General features: G+C 72.0%; 16 protein-coding genes. 7 read left to right on the plus strand and 9 right to left on the minus strand.

Features of this window, described 5'->3' with window-relative positions; all coding sequences use genetic code 11:
• Positions 1-183: 183 nt before the first annotated feature.
• The 5 genes from IO39_RS06725 to IO39_RS06745 all read left to right on the plus strand — a co-directional run bounded on the left by IO39_RS06725 (position 184) and on the right by IO39_RS06745 (position 5144).
• Positions 184-1164: a YihY/virulence factor BrkB family protein gene (locus tag IO39_RS06725; protein ID WP_043617731.1), complete on the plus strand. Its 981-nt coding sequence runs from the start codon at positions 184-186 to the stop codon at positions 1162-1164.
• A gap of 159 nt (positions 1165-1323) precedes the next feature.
• On the plus strand, positions 1324-2100 hold the full coding sequence (locus IO39_RS06730) for an RNA polymerase sigma factor SigF (protein ID WP_043617735.1): 777 nt from the start codon (positions 1324-1326) through the stop codon (positions 2098-2100).
• A 187-nt stretch (positions 2101-2287) separates the two neighbouring features.
• The gene (locus tag IO39_RS06735; protein ID WP_043617736.1) at positions 2288-3274 is read left to right on the plus strand and encodes a hypothetical protein; all 987 of its coding nucleotides are present in this window, start codon (positions 2288-2290) and stop codon (positions 3272-3274) included.
• Positions 3275-3480: 206 nt separating this feature from the next.
• Positions 3481-3918, plus strand: coding sequence for an enediyne antibiotic chromoprotein (locus tag IO39_RS06740; protein ID WP_043617738.1), 438 nt, complete (start codon positions 3481-3483; stop codon positions 3916-3918).
• 215 nt (positions 3919-4133) lie between these two features.
• On the plus strand, positions 4134-5144 hold the full coding sequence (locus IO39_RS06745; protein WP_169789028.1) for a prephenate dehydrogenase: 1011 nt from the start codon (positions 4134-4136) through the stop codon (positions 5142-5144).
• A 122-nt stretch (positions 5145-5266) separates the two neighbouring features.
• Here the strand turns inward: IO39_RS06745 and IO39_RS06750 are convergent, their stop codons facing one another.
• Positions 5267-6448: an acyl-CoA dehydrogenase family protein gene (locus IO39_RS06750; protein WP_043618022.1), complete on the minus strand. Its 1182-nt coding sequence runs from the start codon at positions 6446-6448 to the stop codon at positions 5267-5269.
• 136 nt (positions 6449-6584) lie between these two features.
• Positions 6585-6860: a phosphopantetheine-binding protein gene (locus IO39_RS06755; protein WP_043617742.1), complete on the minus strand. Its 276-nt coding sequence runs from the start codon at positions 6858-6860 to the stop codon at positions 6585-6587.
• 272 nt (positions 6861-7132) lie between these two features.
• Between IO39_RS06755 and IO39_RS06760 the strand changes: the two genes are divergently transcribed.
• Positions 7133-7540 (plus strand): SgcJ/EcaC family oxidoreductase, encoded by a 408-nt coding sequence (locus IO39_RS06760; RefSeq protein ID WP_043617745.1) that lies wholly within the window; start codon positions 7133-7135, stop codon positions 7538-7540.
• Positions 7541-7810: 270 nt separating this feature from the next.
• On the opposite strand, the gene IO39_RS06765 is transcribed toward IO39_RS06760, so the two are convergent.
• On the minus strand, positions 7811-8836 hold the full coding sequence (locus tag IO39_RS06765) for a glucose-1-phosphate thymidylyltransferase (RefSeq protein WP_043617746.1): 1026 nt from the start codon (positions 8834-8836) through the stop codon (positions 7811-7813).
• A gap of 19 nt (positions 8837-8855) precedes the next feature.
• Entirely contained in the window at positions 8856-10160 is a 1305-nt protein-coding gene (rfbH, locus tag IO39_RS06770; protein WP_043617747.1) for a lipopolysaccharide biosynthesis protein RfbH, read from the minus strand.
• A 207-nt stretch (positions 10161-10367) separates the two neighbouring features.
• Here rfbH and IO39_RS06775 point away from each other — a divergent pair, with 207 nt between their 5' ends.
• Positions 10368-11681: a nucleotide sugar dehydrogenase gene (locus IO39_RS06775; protein WP_245641841.1), complete on the plus strand. Its 1314-nt coding sequence runs from the start codon at positions 10368-10370 to the stop codon at positions 11679-11681.
• Positions 11682-11793: 112 nt separating this feature from the next.
• Here IO39_RS06775 and IO39_RS06780 read toward each other — a convergent pair whose 3' ends face one another.
• The 5 genes from IO39_RS06780 to IO39_RS06800 form a co-directional block, all read right to left on the minus strand.
• A complete protein-coding gene (locus tag IO39_RS06780; protein WP_043617753.1) occupies positions 11794-13005 on the minus strand; it encodes a kynureninase/PvdN C-terminal domain-containing protein in 1212 nt (403 codons plus the stop codon).
• Positions 13002-13802, minus strand: a complete 801-nt coding sequence (locus tag IO39_RS06785) for a tryptophan 2,3-dioxygenase (RefSeq protein ID WP_043617755.1) — start codon at positions 13800-13802, stop codon at positions 13002-13004. Before IO39_RS06785 ends, IO39_RS06780 begins: the two co-directional genes overlap by 4 nt.
• Positions 13799-15301 (minus strand): benzoate-CoA ligase family protein, encoded by a 1503-nt coding sequence (locus tag IO39_RS06790; RefSeq protein WP_043617758.1) that lies wholly within the window; start codon positions 15299-15301, stop codon positions 13799-13801. The genes IO39_RS06785 and IO39_RS06790 overlap by 4 nt, the downstream gene beginning before the upstream one ends.
• A gap of 231 nt (positions 15302-15532) precedes the next feature.
• Entirely contained in the window at positions 15533-16351 is an 819-nt protein-coding gene (locus IO39_RS06795; RefSeq protein ID WP_052422535.1) for an alpha/beta hydrolase family protein, read from the minus strand.
• The gene (locus tag IO39_RS06800) at positions 16315-17553 is read right to left on the minus strand and encodes a GNAT family N-acetyltransferase (protein ID WP_063765226.1); all 1239 of its coding nucleotides are present in this window, start codon (positions 17551-17553) and stop codon (positions 16315-16317) included. Before IO39_RS06800 ends, IO39_RS06795 begins: the two co-directional genes overlap by 37 nt.
• Positions 17554-17648: the final 95 nt, after the last annotated feature.

Consider the following 17648-nt stretch of genomic DNA (forward strand, 5'->3'; position numbering starts at 1 on the left):
CACCTGCCACGTTCTGATCTCCTCACCTGGATCGAAAACGCCTATCACCATAGCAGCCGTTTCCGGGTGATCCGGCCGTCGGCGGCGTCCGGATCACCGCAAGTCGTCCGGTTTGGTGTGGGTTGTCGGGGTAGCCCGGAGCGACATCGGCCACGTCGGAAACCCCAGGCGAGGACAGACCCCATGAGTGAGAACCCCCGATCGAGAACCACGGACGAGACGGACGCCTCGCGCGCCCCGGACGGCCCCGCCGAGCTGCGCACGCGCTCCTGGTGGAACGTGCTCAAGCGGACCGCCGCGGAGTTCAAGGACGACAAGCTGACCGACTGGGCGGCGGCGCTGACCTACTACGCGATGTTGTCGATCTTCCCGGCGCTGCTGGCCGTGGTGTCCCTGCTCGGCGTCTTCGGCCAGTCGGCGACCCGGCCGCTGATGGAGAACCTGGGCCCCATGGCCCCCGGCCCGGTGCGGCAGATCCTCCAGCAGTTCCTGCGCAACCTCCAGGAGAACCAGCAGGCGGCCGGCGCCGCGCTGGTGATCAGCGTGGCCGTGGCCCTCTGGTCGGCCTCCGGCTACGTCGGCGCGTTCATGCGGGCCTCCAACGTGATGTACGAGATGGCCGAGGGCCGCCCCGTGTGGAAGACCCTGCCGCTGCGCCTGGGCATCACCGCCGTCCTGGTGGTCCTGATGGCGGTCGGCGCGGTCATCGTGGTCTTCACCGGCAACGTCGCCCACCAGGCCGGGCAACTGCTCGGGATCGGCGGGACGGCGCTGGCCGTGTGGGGCGTCGTCAAGTGGCCGGTCCTGGTGGGCGTGGTCGTCGTCGTGCTGGCCCTGCTGTACTGGTCGGCGCCGAACGTGCGCCATCCCGGCTTCCGCTGGATCACCCCGGGCAGCGCGCTGGCCGTGGTCGTGTGGCTGGTGGTCTCGGCCGCATTCGGGTTCTACGTGGCGAACTTCGCCTCCTACGGCCGGACGTACGCCGCCATGGGCGGCGTCATCGTCTTCATGATCTGGCTCTGGCTGTCGAACGTGGCCGTGCTGCTCGGGGTGCAGTTCGACGCCGAGCTGGCCAGGGAGCGGGCCATCGACGCGGGCCGGCCGCCGGAGCGGGAGCCGTACGTGGAGCCGCGCGACACCCGGAAGCTGGACGGCCAGTTGTAATCTTTTCGTGACCAAATTTCGTGTGAAAAAGGACGAATCGCGGGCATTCTTGATCACGAAGTCCAGCAGAGGGCTTCATCTCACGCGAAACATGGCGTGCCTCTGCCTGGGCTTCTTGTGTTCCCCGGCAGGGCCGCTGGCACCTTTTGGAGCAGCAGAATGCCTGTCCTGAACACCGCAATCGAGCAGCTCACCGCCGAGGAACTCCTGGCCGAACTGGCCGACCCGCAGATCTCCGAGCTGCACGCCGTCCGCCTTCGCGAGCGCCTGGTGGAGATGCACGAAGGGCTGGTGTCCGAGGTCACCCGCCGCTACCGCTACCGCGGCGAGCCCATGGAGGACCTGCGCCAGGCCGCGTACGTCGGGCTGATGAAGGCCATCAACGGCTTCGACCCCGACCTCGGCCACGAGTTCAGGGGCTACGCCATGATCACGATGATGGGCGAGGTCAAGCGTCACTTCCGCGACCGCACCTGGGCCATCAGGGTGCCGCGGGTCTACCAGGAGCGGCGCATCGAGCTCAACAAGGCGACCGCCGAGCTGACCCAGACCCTCGGCCACTCGCCGACCGTGGCCGAGCTGGCCGCGAAGATGGGCATCTCCGAGGAGGAGGTGCTGCTCGCGCTGGAGGCCTCCACCGCCTACAGCACGCTGTCGCTGGACGCGCCGGTCGGCAACGGCGGCGACGAGGACACGGCCGAGCTGAGCGACTTCCTGGCCGCGCAGGACGAGTCGTTCGACACCATGCTCGACAAGTACTCCGTCAAGCCCCTCATCGACGCCCTGCCGCCGCGCGAGAAGAACATCCTGATGATGCGCTTCTACGGGAACATGACCCAGTCGGAGATCGCCAAGGAGTTCGGCATCTCGCAGATGCACGTCTCCCGCATCCTGCGCGCCGTCCTCACCAAGCTCCGCACGGCCCTGACCGACTGACCGGCGCGGCCGGCGGCCGGTAGGCGCGGACGCCCTCACGCCGGGGTTCCGCCAGGGGCGGGGTGGGTCGGATCGGGGCGGGTCGGGGCAGGTCGGGAAAGATCGATTTTCACGCAATCAGGGAGCTGACGCGGCTGGCGCGGGATGCGAGATTGAGGCCGATGACACCTCGGACGGAAGAGGGAGCATGGCACAGACATCCAGCAAGCCGCCATCCAGCAGGCCGCCGGTCGAGCCGGTGGACCGCCCGGCCACGTCACTGTTCGTCAACGGTCACTTCCCCCGGCGCCGCGCCCTCGTGGTCGGGCTCAGCGCGCTGGCGGGGTTCCTGCTGACGGTGGTCTGGTCGGCCGAGTTCGTGGACCAGGTCATCGGCCACAACGTCCTCAACACCCTGCTCGGGCACGACGCCACGGAGTCGGCGATCGGCGGGGTCGCCGCCGGCGTCGCGTTCGCCCTGGCCTCCGGCATCGCCGGCACGTTCACCGCCTGCAACATCGCCGCGTTCGGCGCGCTGGCCCCGCTGCTGGGCACCTCCTCGGCGCGGGACCGGGCGGTGCGGGTGCTCAAGCCGCTCGGCTGGCTCTCGGTGGGCCTGCTCACGGTCTCGGCCGCGTACGGGGTGCTCGTCGCGCTGGTCGGCACCTCCATGCCGCAGTTCTCGACGGCGCCCACCGTGGCGGGCCAGCTGTCGGCCCGCAGCGTGCAGACGATGATCATCTACGGCGTCATCGGGCTCGTCATGATCTGGATCGGGCTGGCCGCGGCCGGCATCGTGAAGGACCCGCTGGCCAGGATCTCCGCCCGCCACCCGAACGCGCCGATGGTGCTCATGGGCGTGCTCATCGGCGCGCTGCTGATCGGGCGGCCGTTCCCGCTGTTCCGCCAGATGTTCCGGCACGCGGCGGAGAGCGGCAACGTCCTGTACGGGGCGGCGGCCTTCATGCTGCAGTCCATCGGCAACATCGTGCTGATCGCCGTGCTCTTCCTGCTGGTCGCCGTGGTGTGGGGGGCCCGCCTGCAGCGCTGGCTGCTGGCCAGGCCGAGCAGGGCCGCGATCGTCATCACCGCCGCCTTCGTCGCGGCGGGCGTGTTCATGATCCTCTACTGGGACGTCCGCGTGCTGGCGCGCCGCGAGATCATCCCCTGGTATCCCCTGGCGCCGTGGGCCTGACGCCGTAGCGGGCGGGCCGGTCCGAGGCCGGCGGGGCATTCCCCGCCGGCCTTTCTCTTTGCCCGGAATGATGACTCAAAGCTTGGCAGGAAGTGGAAATCGGAAGACAACTTGTGGACGGCGATCTCTCTGGTCCGGCGATCACGAATAACGCAAGATTGTTCTTGTCAGAGCGAACCACTCGCCACAGAAAAGGAAGTAGTCAAATGCAGAAGAAGTCCGGTCTCCTCGCCAAGTTCGGTGTCGCCGCCGCGGTCGTGGCCGGGGGTCTGACCCTTGCCGCCCAGCCCTCGGCAGCCTTCGCCGCCGCGGTCCCCAGCTACTCCGTGACGCCGGCCTCGGGCCTGTCCGACGGCAGCTCGGTCACGGTGGCGATCAGTGGCGCGGCTGCGGGTGAGGAGTTCAGCGTCGTCCAGTGTGCCGAGGTGGGAGGCGTGCTGGCCTGCAACGCGGCGACTGCCAAGACGATCGCCGCGAACGCCGGCGGCTCGGTGAGCGCCCCGTTCACGGTCCACAAGAGCTTCCAGGCCTCCACCCCTGAGGGCGCCGCCGTGGGCACCGTGAACTGTGCGACCACCCCCTGCTACGTCAGTGCGGGCAACGCCTCCGTCTTCCTCGGCTCCAAGCAGATCTCCTTCAACTGACCCCGATTCTGATTTCTGAAGATTCACCTTGAGAAAAGGCCGCTTCCCCGGGCCCGGGAAGCGGCCTTTCCTCATGTGCGGCGCGAATTGACTGGCAGGAACCTGTTGCCGGTCGTCAGTAAGCGGACGGCCGTTCCGCCCTTTTCCGGGCCGGCCGCGGCGCAGCATTGAAGGCGATGCAGGAGCCTAGGAAGGGACCTATCACCATGGCCGTCTTGACGTCCACGACCAGCCGGACCGCGCCGTCCGTGCCCGCGATCCGCCGTGTCGCGGTGGTCGGGTGTGGTTTGATCGGCACCTCCGTGGCGCTCGCGCTGCGGGCCGAGGGGGTCCGCGTGACGCTGTCGGACCACGATCCGCGCTCGTTGTCGGAGGCCGTGAGCATGGGGGCCGGCGTCGTGGCGGAGGCCGGTGAGCCGCCGGCGGACGTGGTGGTCATCGCGACCCCGCCGTCCACCGTGGCCGAGGTGCTGCGGGAGGCGCAGGCCCGGCGGCTGGGAGCCGTCTACACCGACGTGGCCAGCACCAAGGCGCGCATCCTGGAGAGCGCGGAGGCGGCGGGGTGCGAGCTGCGCACGTACGTTCCCGGGCATCCCATGGCCGGGCGCGAGATCTCCGGGGCCCGCGCCGCCCGCGCCGACCTGTTCGCCGGCCGCAAGTGGGCCCTGTGCCCCGGCCCCGCCACCTCGCCGGCCGCGACGCGGGCCGTGGCCGGACTGGCGCGGCTCTGCGGGGCGCAGGTGCGGCTGCTGCCCCCGGACGCGCACGACCGGGCCGTGGCGGCGGTGTCGCACGCGCCGCTGGTGCTGTCGGCGGCGCTGGCCGCCAGGTTCGCGTACGCGGGCGCGGGGTCCGAGTCGCTGTCCCTGACGGGCCGGGGGCTGTACGAGGTGACCCGGATCGCCGGCAGCCCTCCGGGCCTGTGGATCGACATCCTGGAGCACAACGCCGAGGCCGTCGCCGACCTGCTGGAGGAGGTGGTGGACGACCTGACCGCGGTCCGGGCGGCGCTGCGGCAGCCGGACGGGGGCGGCCGCTGGGGCGTGGTGGCCGACCTGCTGGTGCGGGGGAACCTCGGCCGGGAGCGCGTCGTCGACTCCTACGCGCCGGGCGGCGGCGAGCCGGTCCCCGCCCACCCCCTGCCCGAGACCCTGCCCGAGACCCTGCCCGAGACCCTGCCCGAGACCCTGCCCGAGACCCTGCCCGAGACCCTGGAGGCGGCCTGACGGAAGGCGCCCCGCGGCCCCGTCCGGGTCCGCGGGGGCGCGACCGGCCGGGCCGCCCCCGTCGTCCCGGCACGCGGATGCCCCGCGGCCGTGCGGGCCGCGGGGCAGCTGCGGAGGGGGCGTCAGATGTAGAGGGTGTTGGGCTCAAGGCCGCACAGCACCCGGCCGTACAGCTCGGTGTTGGTGTTGGGGTGCATCAGCGCGTGCAGGTTGGCGCTCTGCACGTCGCGCAGGATGCGCTGGATCGGCACGTCGGAGTAGATGGACGAGCCGCCGCTCGCCGAGGCCAGGATGTCCACGGCCTCCTTGGCCAGCGAGCACACCGCGCCCATGTCGGCGCGGACCCGGGCCCGCTCCTCCACGGTCCACTGCTCGCCGCGCTCGCTCTTGCCGTCCACGGTGTCGGCCAGCCGCTCGGCGTGGAACTGGGCCTGGTCGATCTTGAGCGTGGCCGTGGCGACCTGGTGGTGGGTGAGAGGCGCCTGGCTCTGCTGCTCGTACGCCGTGTAGGTGATCTTGCGTCCCGGCAGGCGCTCCAGGAACGCCGTCTTCGCCGCCTTGGCCAGGCCGAGCACGGTGCCGACCGAGGAGGCGGAGGCCACGGGCAGCAGCGGGGCCCGGTAGATCGGGATGTCGGCGTTCAGGCGGGAGGCGTACTGCTCCTGCAGCACCGCGGGCAGCGGCAGCACCCGGTCGGCCGGGATGAACACGTCCTGCGCGACCGTGCTGACGCTGCCGGTGCCCTGGAGCCCGGTCGTGTGCCAGTCGTCGATGATCTGCAGCTCCGAGGTGGGCACCAGCGCCATGATCGGCATGGGCTGCTGGTCGGGCCCGACCTGGATGGCCACGATCTCCTGCCAGTGGCTGTGCCAGGCGCCGCTGACGAAGCCCCACTTGCCGTTGACCACGACGCCGCCGTCCACCGGGGCGGCCATCGCGGTGGGGCTCAGCGTCCCGCACACCCGCACGTCGGGGGTCGAGAACACCTCGGCCTGCACGTGGTCGGGGAACAGGCACACCATCCACGTCGGGATCCAGTAGACCGAGGCGGTCCACGCGGCGGATCCGTCGGCCTGTCCCAGCTCGGCCCCCACCTCGACCAGGGTGCGGGTGTTGCACTCGTAGCCGCCGAAGCGCTCGGGCACCCTCATCCTGAAGACGCCGGCGTCGGCCAGGGCCTCGATCGTCTCCTCGTGCAGGCGCCGGTTCTGCTCGGCCCAGGCCGCGTTGGCCTTCAGGACCGGTGCGAGCGCGGACACCCGCCGCACGAACTCCTCCCGGGCCGGAACCTCCGTCGTCGTCACCATTTCCTCCTCATGTTCCCTGCGGGACGCTCCAGTGGTCCCTCGGACGGGCCGCTGCGGCCGCGTGTCCCCGCGGCCCAGCGGTCGAGCGGGTCGAAGCTCGCGCGTCGTGCGCGGACCCGCTCGGGCGACGCGGTCAGACGGGGGACGTGACCTTCGCCGCGGCGGCGACCCTGAGCACCAGAGCCTCCAGGTTGGGGTCCTCCTCGAAGATGTCGCCCACCTCGATGGCGACGCCCAGCTCCTCCTCGATGCGCGACACGATGCGGATCGCGGAGATCGACTCGCCCTCCAGATCGAAGAACGTCGCGTCCGCCATGTCGGCCGGCACGTCGAGCACGTACCGCCAGATCTCGCCGACCTTTTCCTCGATAAGGGAGAAACTCAGCTCGCTTTCCCGATTATCAGCCATCCGGCGCCCTCCACTCCCGAAATCCCACTTGTAGGCGCGTGGCCCGCGAACGGATACCCGCCCTGAATACCGGTTCCTGCGGATATCGTCACAGGCCGGGTGGGCGCTCACATCTTTGAGAATGCGGAAAACCGGATGGCCGATCGGGCACGGCAGGAGAAAGCCCGCGGCGCACGCGGAGTTAAGGTCGCGGAAGGTCTGGCCGGCGGCGGCCGGCTGTTTTCCCGGCCGCCGCGCGGCCCCTGCTTTCACCCTGAGTGGAGGACGAAGGAATGAGCGCTACAACCACCATCGACGACGCGACCGCCATCCGCGAGGTGCCCGCGCGCATCATGAGCGCGTGGGCGCAGAACGACGGCGACGCCTTCGCCGACGTGTTCACCGAGGACGCCACGATGATCCTGCCCGGCGGCATCTACGCGACCGGGCGCAACAACATCGCCTCGTTCATGGGCGCCGCCTTCGCCGGCCCCTACAAAGGCTCGCGGGTGTTCGGCGAGCCGATCTCGGCCAAGATCCTCGGGCCGGAGGCCGCGGTGCTGGTCACCAAGGGCGGGGTTCTCGTGGGCGAGGAGACCGAGGTCGCGCCGGAGCGGGCCGTCCGCGCCACCTGGGTGCTGGCCAAGCAGGAGGGCCGCTGGTACATCACGGCCTACCAGAACACCCCCATCGGCGCCTGACCCGGCGTCCCACTCCCGGGCACGACGACGACCGACCGGCCGGAAGGGCCGGTCGGTCGTCGTCGTGTACGGGGTCCATCACCGGCCGGCCGGCGTGCCTTCGGGCCCGCCACCGGCCGGACGGCGTGCCTGCCGGGCCCGCCACCGGCCGGACCGCGTGCCCGCGCGCCCACCGGCCGGCCGGCGTGGTCGCGGGCCGGCCGGCGTGGTCGCGGGCCGGCCGATGAGCGCGGTCCCGGGCCGCCGCGGACCCTGCGGCGGCCCGGGACGTCAGCGGACGGCGGGGGCGATCTCGACGCGGGTGTTGTCGCCGACCAGCAGCCGGTACGGCACCGCGTCCACGCCGGCCGGCTCGATGACGGCCGAGCGCCCCACGATCGAGCCGTGCATCCCGGGCACCTCCAGGATCGAGGCCCCGTCCAGCACGATGGAGTCGCTCAGCCGGGTGCCGCGCAGCACGCAGTCGCGGCCGATGGAGACGTTCGGCCCGATGAGGCAGTCCTCGATGATCGTGTTCGCGCCCACGATCGCCGGCCCCTCGATCCGGGAGCGCACGACCCGCGCGGTGGGGTCGAGCTCGACCCGGCCGCCCAGCAGCCGCCGGTTGCATTCGAGCACGTCGTCGGGCCTGCCGGTGTCCTTCCAGAACCCCCGGTACTCGGTGGCCCTGACCGGCAGCCCCCGGGAGACCAGCCACTGCACGGCGTCGGTGATCTCCAGCTCGCCGCGCCGGCTGGGCGCGATGGCGGCCACGGCCTCGTGCACGGCCGCGGTGAAGAAGTAGACGCCCACCATGGCCAGGTCGCTGCGGGGGCGGCGCGGCTTCTCGGTCAGCCGCCGCACGGCGCCGTCCCGGCCGAGCTCCACGACGCCGAACGCCCGGGGGTCGGCCACCCGCTGCGTCACCACCTGGGCGGCCGGCCGCCGGGCGCGGAAGTCGGCGGCGATCCCGGCGAGCCCGTCGGCCAGGATGATGTCGCCGAGGTACATGACGAAGTCGTCCCCGCCGAGGAAGCCGCGCGCCAGCCGTACGGCGTGGGCCAGCCCCAGGGGGGCGCCCTGCGGGATGTAGGTGACCCGCACGCCGAGCGACGAGCCGTCCCCGATCACCGCGGCGATCTCCGAGGCCCAGGAGCCGACGATCACGCCGACCTCGCGCACCCCCAGGTCGCGGATGTTCGCCAGCACGTGCTCCAGCACGGGCCGGCCCGCGATCGGGATGAGCTGCTTCGGCATCGAGTAGCTGAAGGGGCGCAGGCGGGTGCCTGACCCGCCGGCCAAGACCAGTGCCTTCATCTCAGGTCATCCGCTCAGGTCAGCCACGGTTCGCGACGAATTCCTTGAAGGAGGCCACGACGTAGTCGATCATCTGGTCGGACAGGCCCGGGTAGACGCCGACGTGGAACGTCTGCGTCATGATGATGTCGGTGTTGGTCAGCTCGCCGACGACCCGGTGGGGCTGGTCGGCGTAGGCGGGGTGGCGCAGCAGGTTGCCCGCGAAGAGCCGGCGGGTGCCGATCTTGCGCTCCTCCAGGAAGTCCACCAGCTCCTTGGAGGAGAACGGCGCGTCGGGGTCGACCGTGACGACGAAGCCGTACCAGCTCGGGTCGCTGCGCGGGGTGGCCTCCGGCAGGAGCAGGTGGGGCACGCCCTCCAGCCCTTCGCGCAGCCGCCGCCAGTTGCGCCGCCTGGCGGCGCAGAAGTCGTCGAGCTTGTCGAGCTGGCTGAGGCCGAGCGCGGCCTGCAGCTCCGTGATCTTGAGGTTGTACCCGACGTGCGAGTAGATGTACTTGTGGTCGTAGCCGTGCGGCAGCGAGCCCATCTGGTAGTTGAAGCGCTTGAGGCAGGTGTTGCTCTCGCCCGGCTCGCACCAGCAGTCCCGGCCCCAGTCCCGCAGCGACTCGACGATGCGCGACAGCAGGAGGTTCGAGGTCAGCACGCAGCCGCCCTCCCCCATCGTCATGTGGTGCGCGGGGTAGAAGCTGACGGTGGTGATGTCGCCGAAGGTGCCGACCGGCTCCCCGTCGTAGGTGGAGCCGACGGCGTCGCAGCTGTCCTCGACGAGGAAGAGCTCGTGCCGGGCGGCCAGCTCGGCCATCTCGGCCACCGGGAACGGGTTGCCGACCGTGTGCGCGATCATGATCGCCCTGGTCTTCGGCCCGATCGCCCGCGCCACCATGTCCACGGTGGGGTTGTACGTGCCGAGCTCCACGTCCACGAAGACCGGCACCAGGCCGTTCTGCAGGATCGGGTTGACCGTCGTCGGGAAGGCCGCCGCGACCGTGATCACCTCGTCGCCGGGCCGCAGCCGGGCGTCCTCCAGGCGGTGCGACGTCAGCGCCGACAGGGCCAGCAGGTTGGCCGACGAGCCCGAGTTCGTCAGCAGCGCCTTGCGTCGCTTCATCTTGCGGGCGAAGACCGACTCGAACTTGCGCGCCCTGCTCCCGCCGGCGACCCGCAGGTCGAGGGCCGCCTCGACCAGCGCCACCCGGTCCTCGACGTCATGCACCGCCCCCGTGGGCCAGATCTCGGTGACGCCCGGCTCGAAATCAGCGGCGGCCGCCACGTCGTCGTGGTATTTGCGCACCTCGTCGAGTATCAACGCCTTGTGTTCATTCATTTGTCGGCCCTTCGTCGATGCACCACTCCACAGGATCGGGCACCGCCCGGCACGCTGCATCTCCCGTATTGCCCAGCGCGGCCCGCAAGGCAAAAGATGCGGCTCACCGGAAATTGGGTTGTCCTGGCAATCAGGAAATCCACCGGGTTGTGAACGCACTACTGGGGAGCATTTATGCGACGTCCACGCGAAAATGAGCGCCCAAAAGTGGCGGTCATCGGCCTGGGCTATGTGGGCTCCTGTTACGCGGCCATCCTCGCCGAACGCGGCTGGCACGTGACGGGCGTCGACACGAACGCTCGGCTGATCGAAGAGCTGATGGAGGGCCATTGCCGCTATCAGGAGGATGGGCTGGCCCCGCTGCTCCAGGCCGGCATCGTGACGGGGCGGCTCCGCGTGACCACCGACTATTCCGCCATCCGGGCGGCCGACGTCGTGCTGCTGGCGGTCGGCACGCCGGTGCGCACCGACGGCTCGCTGATGGCGGACCAGCTCACCGAGGCGTGCGAGGCGGTGGGCCGCCACCTGCGGGCCGGGCAGCTCGTGCTGGTCAAGAGCACGGTGCCGCCGGGCACGACGCGTGACCTCGTGCGCCCGCTGCTGGAGCGCGGCGGGCTCACCTGCGGCGCCGACTTCCGCCTGGCCTTCACGCCCGAGCGGTTCGCCGAGGGCACGGCGCTGCGCGAGCTGCGCTCGCTGCCCATGGTGGTCGGCGGCATGGACGAGCGCGCCACCCGGGACGCGGCCGCGTTCTGGCGGGAGGCGCTCGGCGTCGAGGTGATCACGCAGGACTCCCCGGAGGCCGCGGAGATCGTCAAGCTGGCCGACAACTGGTGGATCGACCTCAACATCGCGCTGGCCAACGAGCTGGCCAAGTTCTGTGCCGCCTTCAGCGTGGACGTGCTGGACGTGATCGCGGCCGCCAACACCGTGCCCAAGGGCAAGGGGTCGGTGAACATCCTGCTGCCCAGCGTGGGCGTCGGCGGCTCGTGCCTGGTCAAGGACCCGTGGATGGTGTGGGACACCGCCCGGCGGCGCGGGGTGGAGCTGCTCACGCCGGCCATCGGCCGCGAGGTCAACCTGGGCATGCCGGAGCACACCGCGCAGCTGATCATCGACGCGCTGGTGCGCGGCGGCAAGGACCCGGCCCGGTGCACGGTCGCCGTGCTGGGGGCGGCGTTCAAGAACAACACCGGCGACCTGCGCGCCACCCCGGTCGAAGGGGTCGTCACGGCCCTGGAGAAGGCGGGCGCGACGGTGCGGCTGCACGACCCTCTGGTGGACCCCTTCCAGGCCGAGGCGCTGTTCGGCATCGCGCCGACCGAGACCCTGGAGGAGGCCGTGCGGGACGCGGACTGCGTCGCCGTCATGGCCCTGCACCAGGAGTTCGCCGCCCTCGACTTCGCCACGCTGCCGGTGGCGGACTCGTGCCTGGTGATGGACGGGCGGGCCTACTACGGCAAGGAGAAGATCGCCGAGCTGCGCGGGCTGGGCTACGAGTACGTGGGCGTCGGGCGCTGAGCCGCCCGACGACGCGGAAGGGGCCGTCGCCGATCCGATCGGCGACGGCCCCTTCCGTTTCCGCAGCGCTGCTCCTTCCGTTCTCGCTCATCCGCGGCGCGGTCCTTTCCGTTCACGCCTGCCGTGGCCCGGCTCCCACCGCGCCGCTCGCCCGCACGGCGGACAGTTCGGCTTCCAGGGCGTCCATGGCGGCGTCGAGCTGGGCGTCCGACAGGTACGGCGCGGGGCCGAGCCGCAGCGTCGTGCCGCGGCTGTCGGCCAGCACGCCCCGCGCGGCCAGCCCCTCGCGCAGCCGCGCCGCGTGCGGCGAGCGCAGCGCGAGGAAGGCGCCGAGCCGCTCGGGCGGCGTGCCGGTGTCCCTGCTGATCAGCCCGCCGGTGTCCATGGCGTCGAAGCGGGCGCGCAGCCGGGCGAGCTGGCGCAGGGAGACGCTGCGCAGCAGGCCGGGCGTCAGGCCGTGCTCGGCGAAGAAGCCGAACACGCGGGCCGCCCGGTAGTGGCTGGTCGGGTCGTACGTCGCGCCGGCGAACGCCTGCGCGCCCGCCGGATAGGCCACCCGGTCCGGCCCCGCCGCCGCGTCCAGCCCGGCGAACTCGGCGAACCAGCCGGTGATCACGGGACGGCGCCGCGCGGCGTGCGGCGGGACCCGCAGGAAACAGTTCCCTTCCCCGAGCTGGAGGTACTTGTACCCGCCGCCGACGATCCAGGCCGTGGGGATGGCCGCGGCGGAGAAGGGCACGGCGCCGAGCGCGTGGTAGACGTCCACGAGCAGCTCCGCGCCCCTGCGGTCGCACGTCCCGGCCAGCACGGCCAGGTCGGGCACGATGGCGGCGCTCTCGTACAGCACGGCCGAGACCAGCACGGCGGCGGTCCGGTCGTCCACCGCCGCCGCCAGCCGTTCCGGCAGGGAGCCGACCGGCTCCGCGGGCACGCGCACCAGCTCCAGGCCCTCCTCCGCGAGCCGGCCGAGCTGGCGGCGCAGCGTGTGGAACTCGCCGTCGGTGGTGACCAGCCGGGGCCGCGCGGCGAGCGGCAGCGCGGACAGGAAGCGCAGCACCAGCTCGTGGGTGCTGGCGCCGAGCGCCAGGTCGGCGCCGGGGTCGCCGAGCACGCGGCGGAAGCCGGCCCGCACCTCCTCCGCCTTGTCCATGGCGCGCGCCCACTTGCCGTCCACGCCGAGCGCGGCGTCCTGGAACGCCTCGATCTGGCCGTCGAGCGCGACGTCCGGCCAGGCCTGGTGGGAGTGGCCGGTGAGCAGCAGGCGCTCGGAGACGCGGAACATCGTGTAGTGCGGCGCGAGGTACGCCGCCAGGTCGCCGTTCATGCGCCGCGCACCTCCCACAACACGGGGAAGGCCGAGGCGGCCCAGGTGGTGCGCAGGTGGGCGGCGCCGGAGGTGCCGCCGGTGCCGCGCCGGCCGCCGATCATGCGCTGCACCATCTTGCCGTGCCGGTAGCGCCACTCCTGAAGGAGCTGGTCGAGGTCGAGCAGGCCCTCCCCGATCTGGGCGGGCACCAGGTCGTCCCGGTTGACCTGGACGAGCACCTCGCGCACCCGGTCGGTCGCCTCGAAGGGCCGGGCGGGGTCGCGGCGCAGCACCTCGGCGGGCACCGGATAGCCCTGCAGCGACAGGTAGCACAGGAAGGAGTCGAGCACGGAGCGCCGGTTCATGGCGGCCTCGATGCGCAGCCGCTCCGCGCCGCCCTCCTCGTAGCGTTCGAGCGCGTCGCGGTCGCGCGACCCCAGCACCGCCTCCAGCTCGCGGAACTGCGCCGACTGCGCGCCGCTGGCGGAGCCCAGGCAGCCGCGGAAGCCGGCGAACTGGGCGGGCGTCAGCGTGGTCATCACGTCGATCTGCTCGACGGCCACCCGCAGCACGGTCACGCACCGGTGCAGCGTGTGCAGCGCCGGGCCGCTGTCGCCGGCCTCCAGGCGCTCCTGCAGCCCGCCCAGCTCGTGCAGCAGCAGCTTGAACCACAACTCGTAGACCTGGTGCACGACGATGAACATCAGCTCGTCGTGCCCCCGGGAGAGGGGCCGCTGCGTGTCGAGCAGCCGGTCGAGCTCAAGGTAGGAGGCGTAGGTCAGGCGGGTCTCCTGGGCCAGCGCGGCGCCGTTCATGCCACCGCCTCCAGGGCTCGCCGGTTCACCTTGCCGGAAGCCGTCTGTGGCAACGCGTCCACGAACATCACATCCCTCGGATACTTGTACGGCGCCAACCGCGCACGCACGTAGTCCTTCACCTCCTGGGCCGTCAACGGCGCGGTGGCCACCACGTACGCGCGGGGCAGCACCAGCCCGCCCGCCTCGTAACCGACCACGGCGCAGTCGGCCACCGCCGGATGGCCGCGCAGGCAGTTCTCGATCTCGACGGGCGCCACGTACACGCCGCCCACCTTCAGCAGGTCGTCGACGCGGCCGCGGTAGTGGAAGAAGCCGTCGGCGTCCCTGCTCACCAGATCACCCGAGCGCACGGTGCCCGGGGCCACGAAGACGGCGGCCGACTTGATCGGGTCCCGCCAGTACTCCGTCGCCACCGTCTCCCCCGTGATCTCCAACCGGCCGGTCTCGCCGTCCGGCACGGCCGCGCCGTGCTCGTCCACGACCCTCAGGCGGTAGCCGGGCACCGCGGTGCCGAGGCTGCCGGCGCGGCTCCTGCCGGGCCGGTTGGACAGGAAGATGTGGTACGCCTCCGACGAGCCCAGCCCGTCGGCCACCTCGACGCCGAAGGTCTCGGTCCACCGGTGGTACAGCTCGGCGGGCAGGGCCTCGCCGGCCGAGACGCACACGCGCACGCTGCTGAGGTCCTGGCGGGCGGCGTCGGGGTGGGCGACCATCGCCCTCATCATGGTCGGCACGTTGACCAGGATCGTCGGGCGGTGCTCGGCGATCAGGCCGAAGATGCGCTCCGCCGTGCTGCGCTCGGGGAAGACGATCCCCGCCGCGCCCACGCCGAAGGGGAACAGCGCGGTCAGGTCGCGCGCATAGCCGAAGAACAGCTTGGGCACCGGCAGCACCACGTCGTCCGGCCGGATGCCGAGCACGCCCCTGGCGTAGCCCTCGAAGCTCACGTGGGGGCTCCTGGCGGGCAGGACGCAGGCGCGCGGCGCGCCCGTGCTGCCGGTGGTGAACTTCCACAGCGCGACGTCGCCGGCCGCCACGGGGACCGGGTCCAGCCGGTCGTCCTGGGCGGCGGTCAGCGTGCCGAAGTGGCGCTCGCCGGGGAGCAGCTCGTGCTCGGCCACGCCGGAGACCAGCAGGCCGCGCGCCCCCGCGGCGCGCAGCGGGCCGAGTGCGGCGGCGCCGGTGACGACGACGCGGGGCTCGGCGTAGTCGAGGAAGTAGCGGTAGTCCTTGGGCTGCAGGTAGGTGTAGACCTCCGCGGTGATGGCGCCGATGAGCTGGGCTCCGTACCACGTGGCCACGAACTCGGGGCCGTCGCTGAGGCAGATCAGCACGCGGTCGCCGCGGCGAACCCCCAGGGCCCGCAGCGCGTTGCCGGTCCTGGCGGCCAGCGAGCGCAGAGCCGCGTAGCTGAGCGGGCCCGAAGGCGTGATGAGGGCGGTCCTGTCGCCGTCGTTCCCGTCGAGGAACCGCTCCGCGATGTTCAGGGAATTCATGGGTGCCTCCTTCACCTCTCACGGTGCCTGGCGAACCGTGGCGAGGGGAGGCGTGACGGAGGCAGCAAGATGGGGGGCGATGGCAGGTTCGTGCCATTTTCTTGCCGAATGCGGCATGGGAGCGGGCACATAGACGCGACCGGCCCCTCGGGACAAGGGACCGGTCGCGTGATGAGGAACGATCGCCGGACCTGCCGGATCTACAGGCCGCTCTCGAACGGGGTGCGGCGCTCAGGCGTGGAGCTCGCCGCCGGCGGCGCCCGGCGCGGGCGGGCGCGGGTCCTCCCCGGCGGCCTCGGCGATGGCGGCGCGGACCGCGGGCCAGGCGCGGGAGAGGGGGTCGATGAGCTTGAAGTGGCCGGCGCCGGGCAGCTCGACGAGCTTGGCGGCCGGGTTGCGGGCGGCGTAGTCGCGGCTCATCTCGACGGGCACCACGCGGTCCCTGGTCCCGTGCACCAGCACCAGCCGGCCGTCATCGCGCCACGGCAGCCGCATGGGGTCCAGCCGCGGCAGCAGCTCGGCGGCGCGGTCGCCGAGCAGCGCGGCGGCCGCGCCCCCGCCGAGGCCGTCGGCGAGCGTCCGGCCCAGGTCCGACAGGGCCGCCAGGGCGACGACGCCGCTGATCGCCCCGCCGGCGCAGCCGTGCCAGAGCGCGAGGTGGCCGCCGGCCGAGTGACCCGCCAGGACGGCCGGGCCGCGGCCGGGCGCCCGGGTGAGGACGGTGGCGACGGCGGCGGTGACGTCGTCGAAGGTGCCGGGGAAGCCGCCGCCCTCCTGCCCCACGCGCCGGTACTCGGCGACGCCGACCGTGTACCCGCCGGCGGCCAGGGCGTCGGCCATGGGGCGCAGGTGCAGGCGGTCGTACGCCGCCTGCCAGAAGCCTCCGTGCAGCAGGATGACGACCCCGCGCTCCCCGCCCTCCAGCAGGTCGACGACCTGGTCGGGATGGGGGCCGTAGCGCAGGACCCGGTCCGGCGGGCGGACGGGGCGTGGCAGCGGCTCGCCGGGCGCGATCAGAAGAGCTCGAAGGCGTAGGGGGACGTGTGCCACCGGAACGCGGCCGAGGCCGCCGCGAGCGCGCCGGGCCGCACCTCCTTGGCCAGGCCCGCGTTCACCAGCGCCGACAGCGAGGTGCCGCCCATGTAGACCGCGCCGAGCGCGCGGACGTCGAGCCACAGCTCGGGCTCCTCGGAGGTGGGCGTGCAGGTGGCCGACTCCGGGGAGCCGGTCAGCCGGTACGTGCCCGAGTTCTCCGGCATGAAGTCGTCGGTGACCTCGATGACGACGTCGATCGCCGTGGCGTAGCGGCGGGCGGCCAGCGCCTTGGGCACGTCGACGACGCGGATCCACAGCGCGTCGCACAGGTGCGCGTCGAGCTGGCGCGGCTCGCCGACCCAGTAGAACAGCGGCTCGTCCACGCCGACGGCCCAGGTCGAGGCCGAGCGGGTGAGGTCCACGTTGAGCAGGAAGCGCCACAGCGCCCGGTACGCCTCGGGGGTGGTCGAGACCTGCTCCACCACCACGACGTCGCCGATGGGGCCGTTGGCGGTCCAGTTGCCCCTGACCCGCCACAGGGCGTAGCCGTCGATGCCGTCATCGCCCTCGTGCACCACGACGCGCAGCGCCGAGGCGCCCTGGCGGGCCGCCATGTGGTCGGACAGGCGGTAGTCCCAGTGCTCGGCGGTGCGCTCGGACCAGCCGGGGCGGTCGGCGTACACCTGGTCGTAGACCTTGACCAGCGCGTCGCGCAGGTCGGCGACCGAGCCCTCGACGATCCTGCCGGGCTCCTCGCCCTTGGGCACGGTGACCTCGCGGGCGTTGACGTTCAGGCCCAGCCGGCGCACGGACAGGCCGTAGCCGAAGCGGCCGTAGATGCGGCCCTCGCTGGCCCAGCAGAGCGTGATGGGCTCGCCGAGCGCCCGCGCGTCCTCGAAGTGCCGGCGCATCAGGCGCGTCAGGATGCCCTGGCGGCGCAGGGTGGCCGAGACCGCGCCCCGGCAGCCGTGCGCGGCGGGCACCACCGCGCCGGGCACGGCGATCTGGCGGGTGTTGGCGCCGAGGGTGCCGACGACGCGGCCGCCGGACTTCACGATCAGCGAGCGTCCCGGCTCGAAGAGCGGCCGCTCCGCCTCAAGGCTCTGCGGGTCGCCGTCGATGTTGATGCCGGCGGAGAACATCGCATAAATGTCCTCCCAATCCTCAGGGGTGGGAACCTCGATCGTCACTTCGTCGTTCTGACCAGCCACAGCCATGACCAAAGCCTCCGGATTGTCGATGCTTTCGTATGGTCACCTGGCCGCCCGCCGTGAATCACCTCCTGAATTGCGCACCGCCCCTTCCTGCGTGC

Source organism: Nonomuraea candida (assembly GCF_000725485.1).
GTDB classification, from domain to species: domain Bacteria; phylum Actinomycetota; class Actinomycetes; order Streptosporangiales; family Streptosporangiaceae; genus Nonomuraea; species Nonomuraea candida.